We start from the raw sequence: 6,757 nt of genomic DNA on the forward strand, positions 1-6,757 counted from the left end.
GGCAGCCTTCGAGACCTTCACCGATCTCGCCTCCGCCAAGAAGTTCCTCGCAGAACACCCGGCTCCGATCGTGGTGAAGGCGTCGGGCCTCGCTGCGGGCAAGGGCGCCATCGTCTGCATGACCGACAAGGAAGCGAACGAAGCTGTCGAAGAAATGCTCGGCGACAAGGCCGTGTTTGGCGAATCCGGCAAGACGGTCGTGATTGAAGAATTCATGGACGGCGAAGAAGCCTCCATCTTCGTGGTTTGCGACGGCAAGGACTATGTGATTCTCTCTTCTGCCCAGGACCACAAGCGCGTCTTTGACGACGACAAGGGCCCAAACACCGGCGGAATGGGCGCCTACAGCCCGGCTCCGGTGGTGACGGACGCTCTCCTCGACGAAGTGAAGAAGACGATTATCGAACCGACTCTCAAGGGCATGGCTGCCGAAGGCAAGCCCTACACGGGCGTGCTCTACGTGGGTATCATGGTGACTGCGAAGGGCCCAAAGGTCGTGGAATACAACTGCCGCCTCGGCGACCCTGAATGCCAGATTGTACTTCCGCTCTACGACGGCGATGTGCTCGCGTTGTTCGACGCTGCCGAAAAGGGCGAACTCGCGAAACTCGGTGCCCCGAAGGCTCCGAAGGGCAGCTCCGCCATCGTCGTGCTCGCAAGCAAGGGTTATCCGGGTTCTTACGAAAAGGGCAAGGTCGTGACGGGTATCGAAGAAGCCGAAAAGAACGGCGCCCAGGTGCTCCATGCCGGTACCAAGATGGTGGACGGCAAGCTGGTCACGAACGGTGGCCGCGTGTTTGGCGTGGTGGGTCATGGCGAAACGCTCCAGGCCGCTCTCGACATCGCTTACGAAGCCGCCGAGAAGGTTCAGTTCGAAGGCAAGTTCTACCGCAAGGACATCGGCAAGAAGGGACTCGCCCGTCTCGCCAAGATGGGTAAATAAAAAAGGAATTGAAAATGCAGATTAATGAAGTTCCGAATGCAAAGGTCGGTATCGTTGCGGGTAGCAAGTCCGACCAGGAAACTGTAGACAAGATCACCGCGGTGCTCGACAGCTTCGGCATCGTGTGGGAATACAACATCCTCTCGGCACACCGCACCCCGAACGCCACCGCGAAGTATGCTCGCGAAGCCGCCGGGCGAGGCCTCCAGGTTCTCATCGGTGTCGCTGGCCTCGCTGCAGCCCTCCCGGGCGTGCTCGCAGGGCACACGATTCTTCCGGTCATTGGCTTGCCCTGCGCCGGCGGCCCGCTCAACGGCGTTGATGCCTTGCACAGCATAGTGCAGATGCCCCCGGGAATCCCGGTGGCAACAGTCGGCATCGGCAACGGCAAGAATGCCGGTTACCTCGCTGCCCACATCGTCGCCACCTCCGACCCGGCAGTCCGCGAGAAGCTCATCGCCTACCGCAAGAGTCTTGGTGATATTTAATCCGTGAAACGTTTTTTTCTCATCGCTTGGGTGCTTGCCGCGTTTTCGTTTGCCGAAGACGTGGTGAATGCACCATGGACAAAGGGAGAAAAGCTTTCTTACCGTTTAAGCTGGGGCTTTATCACGGCCGGTTTTGCTGATATGATGACTCTTCCGCAAAAGGATGGAAGTCTGGAATTTGTGAGCATCGCTCGCAACAACGGCGCTTTCCGCTCCATCTATCCGGTGGCAGACACGATTCGAACACTTTCGAAAGGGGATAAGTTTCTCCCTGAAACGTTCAAAAAGATTTTGAACGAAGGCTCCTACCACAGCACTTCAAAAATTCTCTTTGACCGCAAAGGCAAAATGGCGGTCCTTTCGGACACGGTCTTTGAAAATTCCAAGCGCGACGAAATCAGGAGGCGTGTCGATACGACGGTCTCGATCAACGGTTACGAACACTGTATCATTTCGGCGTTCTATCGTGTGCGCACCATGGACCTTTCCGGCAAAAAAGACACTTACTTTTCTGCGGTCAGTGGCAAAAAGCGCTATTCGCTGCGGGTGATTATTCACGGCAAGGAAACGGTCGAAACAGACCTTGGCAAGTTTGACTGCATCAAGGTGGAACCGGTGCTGGGGGATGACGGCGCGTTCAAGGCTGCCGGAAGGCTCTTTATTTGGCTGACCGATGACGAAAGGCGCCTGCCAGTTTTGATGACCGTGAAAATTCCTATCGGCTCCATTCGAGGGGAATTGGTCCAATTTCGCCAAGGATTGTGACTTTAAGCGGATTTAAGGGGTTTTCAATTTTCTTTTTACACAAATATTTTAGTTTACAATCTAGAGAATAAACTATATTGAACACGGAACTATTCTATCTCAAAAAAATAGAGGCTCTTTAGCGATGTTAAAAAAGATTTGCATTCTGTTTTTTACTCTGGCGGTAGCCGGCTTTGCCCAAGACGATTTCGACTCCTATGAGTCCGATGAATCCTCTAGCGAAGAAGTCTCCGAATCCACGACCTATTCGGCTTCGGCTGAAGAAAACTCCGGGGAAACGACCTTGGAACGTCGTCGCCGTGCAGCGGGCGGTTCAGCCGTTCGTTCCGCAGCCGATGAAGAATCTCAGGTTGAAGAAGCGGATAACGCTACGAGCCGCGGTCGTGCCGCTGACCGTGCAAAGCGTCGCGAATTTGAAAAGGACCAGCGCCTGGATGAATTTGCAAACAACCTCCGTCGTCGTGACTGGCTCAAGGACCGCTTGGTTTTTGAAATCGGTATGGGTTCCCGTCAGCCGGTGATGGGTGAAACGGGGCTCGGCATGGGCTTCGGCTTCGGTGCTGAATATATCACTCGGTGGCACCTCGCTTTGTACGGTGCATTCGGCTTCATCCCGAGCGGGGATGACCCGGACTTCTCGAACTTTAAAATCGAAGGTGGTACCGGTTGGAAGGTCGGTTTGAACTACTACCTCTTCCCGAAGAACCCGCTTCATCTCGGTCTTTCTGTTTCTTACGGTACCGTCTATTACGATCATGACATCGTGGCTGATTCGACGAACGATTACACCCGTAAACTTCTCATGACCAACGGTTTCCAGTTCGACGTTCTCATTACCTACCTCACAAACGAATGGTACTACCTCCAGTTTGCAATCGGTATGTATTATGCTCCGAACGCCTACGACGATTCCCACTCGAAGAACGTGAAGGGTGAAGATGTTTCCCGCGTGATCGATAGCGATGGCATTTCCAAGTTCGGACTTGTCTTCGGTATCACGATCGGTTTCGCTCTGCCGGAATTCTTCCCAGATGCAACGGAAATCCGTCGCCGCGAACGCGAAAAGAAGTACAGCGAACAGGAAGACTAATCCATCGCAAAAGAGTGCCCAAAGACCGGCTTCGCCGGTCTTTTTTTGTATGTGTGACCCTACTCACTTTGCAGGAAGGCTTATTCCGTTTTTTAGGCCAAGGCTCTTTAAGCCCCAAAAAATAGTTCTATATTGCGAATAGATTTGGAGGAGAGGACTGGTAAAGAGTTGGAACGGTGTCGATCGAATCGTCGCCGTTTTTTGTTGCTCAGGGCTCAGAACGAAAGACAAATTTTTGAAAAAAAATTATATTCGGTGTGCCTTATGGCCATGTCCGCGTAGCTCAATTGGATAGAGTGTCAGTTTCCGAAACTGAAGGTCACGAGTTCGACTCTCGTCGTGGGCACTGAAAAAGCACCGGGATTTCCCGGTGCTTTTCTGCTTTTCAATCGCGGAATGCTTTTAGGCGTGAGAAACGATGCGTCCGATTAGTTCATGCGGTTCCGCATCGATGATCTTCACCATGTAGAATTCTCCCGGATTGGCGTCGCCTTCCACGATTTTCACGATGTCGTCGGAATCAAGCGAGTTGCCTTCGGTTCTGCCGATAAAGTGGTAATCGCTTTCTTCGGCGACTTCGTCGATCAAAACTTTGACTTCCTTGCCAATCAAGGCTTCGTTTGCTTCGGAAGAAATCTCTTCCTGCAGGTCTTGAATGGCGTCCAGACGTGCACGGGCCAGTTCTTCTGGAACCGGTTCTTCTTTAAGCTTCATCGCCGGAGTGCCTTCTTCTGGGCTAAAGACGAATCCGCCCAGGTGTTCAAAGCGCACGTCCTGAATCAGCTGCATCAGTTCTTCAAAGTCTTCCTGCGTTTCGCCGGGGAAACCGACGAGAACGGTCGTGCGGAGCGTTACGCCTGGAATCTTGGTGCGAATGTCGGTCAGCATTTTGCGGAGCGACTGCTGATTATAGCTGCGTCGCATCAGTTTAAGGACGTGCGAACTGGCGTGTTGAATCGGCATGTCGACGTATTTGCAAATGCGCGGTTCGTTTGCCATCAAGTCTAAAAGCTCATCGTCGATGAATTCCGGATACCAGTAGAGCGTGCGGATCCATGGAATGTTTGTTTCCTTCAGAACCGCCTTCAAAAGTTTGGCGAGGGACGGCCCCGTTTTGCATCCCTGATCGTGCCCGTAGAACGTGGTGTCTTGCGCAATGAGCGTGAGTTCCTGCACGCCTTGAGCTTCGAGTTCCTTCGCTTCCTGGATGATGCTCTCGATCGAGAACGAAATCTGCTTTCCGCGGATGTTCGGGATTGCGCAGAACGCGCAACGGCGGTCACAGCCTTCGGCAACCTTCAGATAGGCGTGATGCTTGTAATCGCCCAGGTTCAGGCGGGCGATGTTTTCTGTGCCGCTCGCCTTTTCGCCGAGTCCAAGGACCTTCAGAATTTTCCCGGGCTCGTACGTGCCGAGCCAGTAGTCCACTTCGGGCATTTCCTTGGGAAGCTCTTCCATGTAGCGGCCCGAAAGACAGCCTGTAACGATAAGCTTTTGGGAAGGCTTCTTCGCTTCGATAAAGGACAGGACCGTGTTGATGGATTCGGTCTTGGCGTCTTCAATAAAACCACAGGTGTTGATGAGCAAAAAATCCGCTTTTTCGGCGTTTTCTGTCGATACAAAACCTGCCGAGTAGAGCTCGGCAAGCATGTGTTCGCCATCAACCTGGTTTTTTGCACAACCGAGTTGTGCGGCAAAAATGCGGGGATGTTTCAAAAGTGTTTATTCCCAGTCATCGTAGACTTCTTCTGCCGGTTGAACCGGGGCGGCTTCTGCAGCAGGGGCTGGCGCAGGTGCGGTCGGTTCCGCTACAGGTTCTGCAGCAGGGGCCGTAGCTTCTGCAACAGGAGCCGGTGCTTCGACAGGAGCGGCTTCGGAGGAAGAAGATTCGACAACTTCAGATGAAGAAGATTCGACTTCGGTGGAGTACTTGGTTGTTTCCATCGGTTCCGGGTTCAAATACGAACCGGAGGTGGTGTTGGAATTGGTAACGTCGCTGGATTCCGGAGAACCTACGGTATCGTTAGCCTTGTTGTCGATCCACCAGGCGAATTCCAGAGGTTCGAGAGCGGACTTGCCGTATGCCTTGGCGTCTTCGATTTTCTTGAAGTAGCCAACGCGGACACGGTAATAGGTGCCTTCGAGTTCTCCCGGATTTTCGACCTGGGCGAGGTATCCTTTGATGCCCTTTTCTTCTAATTTCTTCAGAACGGCGTTTGCGGCGCTCTTGGACGGCTGAATACTCACCTGGATGACAATGGCGCCTTCAGAACTTGGCTGGACAACAGGGCCGGTGGTTTTGAATGTGCCTTCGGCGGCAGAAGCGTCAGCGGAAAGAGATTCAATCGACTGGAGCTCCGGCATGGAATTCGCATCGCTTGCGGCTACCGTTGCTTCTGGAACGGGTGCAGGAACTTCGGCTTTTTTAGCCGGTTTGATTTCGGGGACGACATCGTCTTCGCTGCTGCAACCAGCAAGCGTCATACCGAAAATTGCGGAACCTGCAATCACGGAGAACTTGAAAATATTCACCTTTCGCTCCTTTACCTTTTAGCCAGTGTGGCTTTGCCAAAATATAACTAAGTCTTTGGGAGGCCGCAAGTTAAGGTGAAAAAAAGAGCTAAAAACATATGATTTTTCTCAGTTCGCAATGGAAAACGGGCTTGCCCTTGACGAGATGGATTCTTTTAGGTATATTTGCGGCGCATAACAAAAATTTTCAACCCGAGGAATCCGAATGATCGGTGTCGTAGTTAAGCCTAATGAACCTTTCGAACGCGCTCTCAAGCGTTTCACTAAGTCTTGCGAAAAGAACGGAATCATTTCTGACGTGAAGAAGCGTCAGCGCTATGAAAAGCCGTCCGAAGAAAAGAAGCGTGTTGAAACCGCTGCTCGTCGCAAGCGTTTGAAAGAACTCGCTGACGCAAACCGCAAGCGTCTCTACTAATTCGTCGCTTTTTTACGAATGCCAAGGGAATGTATCAGATACATTCCCTTTTAGTGTTTCTATTTTTCGCTCGAACTTAAACTCCCGGTCTGGGAAAAGGACACAATATGGCAGATTCTCTCGTTAAGGCAGAAAGCCCTCTTCTTCAAGAAATTTTGGCAGACATCAAGGCGGCGATGAAGGCGCATGATTCAGTCACGCTCGAAGTCCTTCGTACCCTCCATTCCGACATCAAGAATGTGGCGATCAATGCAAAGAAAGATGTGACAGATGACATCGTCCTCGATGTTCTCGCCAAGAGCATCAAGCAGCGTAACGAATCAATCGAAATGCTCCGCAAGGGCGGTCGTGAAGAAAACGCTCAGGAAGAAGAAAAAACTCTCGCCGTTTACCAGAAGTATCTCCCGAAGCAGCTCTCGGAAGATGAAGTAAAGGCCCTGATCGAAGAGATCAAGGCCCAGGTTGGAGCTCAGGGCCCCAAGGACATGGGGAAGATCATGAAGGAACTTACCCCGAAGACGAAA

The 6,757-nt window shown here is 52.2% G+C and carries 8 protein-coding genes and 1 tRNA gene; 7 read left to right on the top strand and 2 right to left on the bottom strand.

What is annotated here, in order from left to right; genetic code table 11:
- From purD to MR847_RS06125, 5 genes are all read left to right on the top strand, one after another.
- On the top strand, nt 1-943 hold a 943-nt coding region (purD, locus tag MR847_RS06105; protein ID WP_287723234.1), incomplete at its 5' end, for a phosphoribosylamine--glycine ligase.
- Between the two features lie 14 nt (nt 944-957).
- Nucleotides 958-1,431 (top strand): 5-(carboxyamino)imidazole ribonucleotide mutase, encoded by a 474-nt coding sequence (gene purE / locus MR847_RS06110; protein WP_100425749.1) that lies wholly within the window; start codon nt 958-960, stop codon nt 1,429-1,431.
- Nucleotides 1,432-1,434: 3 nt separating this feature from the next.
- Complete coding sequence (locus MR847_RS06115) at nt 1,435-2,196, top strand: DUF3108 domain-containing protein (protein ID WP_100425750.1); 762 nt, start codon at nt 1,435-1,437, stop codon at nt 2,194-2,196.
- A 124-nt stretch (nt 2,197-2,320) separates the two neighbouring features.
- On the top strand, nt 2,321-3,286 hold the full coding sequence (locus MR847_RS06120) for a hypothetical protein (RefSeq protein ID WP_277002186.1): 966 nt from the start codon (nt 2,321-2,323) through the stop codon (nt 3,284-3,286).
- A gap of 272 nt (nt 3,287-3,558) precedes the next feature.
- A tRNA-Arg gene (locus tag MR847_RS06125) sits at nt 3,559-3,632 on the top strand.
- 56 nt (nt 3,633-3,688) lie between these two features.
- On the opposite strand, the gene rimO is transcribed toward MR847_RS06125, so the two are convergent.
- Both rimO and MR847_RS06135 read right to left on the bottom strand, forming a co-directional pair.
- Nucleotides 3,689-5,002, bottom strand: coding sequence for a 30S ribosomal protein S12 methylthiotransferase RimO (gene rimO, locus MR847_RS06130; protein WP_277002184.1), 1,314 nt, complete (start codon nt 5,000-5,002; stop codon nt 3,689-3,691).
- Between the two features lie 6 nt (nt 5,003-5,008).
- Entirely contained in the window at nt 5,009-5,818 is an 810-nt protein-coding gene (locus tag MR847_RS06135; protein ID WP_287723235.1) for an SPOR domain-containing protein, read from the bottom strand.
- 205 nt (nt 5,819-6,023) lie between these two features.
- Between MR847_RS06135 and rpsU the strand changes: the two genes are divergently transcribed.
- On the top strand, nt 6,024-6,233 hold the full coding sequence (gene rpsU / locus MR847_RS06140) for a 30S ribosomal protein S21 (RefSeq protein ID WP_100425754.1): 210 nt from the start codon (nt 6,024-6,026) through the stop codon (nt 6,231-6,233).
- 107 nt (nt 6,234-6,340) lie between these two features.
- Nucleotides 6,341-6,757 (top strand): GatB/YqeY domain-containing protein (locus MR847_RS06145; protein WP_287723236.1); only part of this gene is annotated, 417 nt, incomplete at its 3' end.

Origin of the sequence: Hallerella sp. (assembly GCF_022776125.1) — a bacterium.
In the GTDB taxonomy this organism is placed as follows: Bacteria; Fibrobacterota; Fibrobacteria; order Fibrobacterales; family Fibrobacteraceae; genus Hallerella; species Hallerella succinigenes.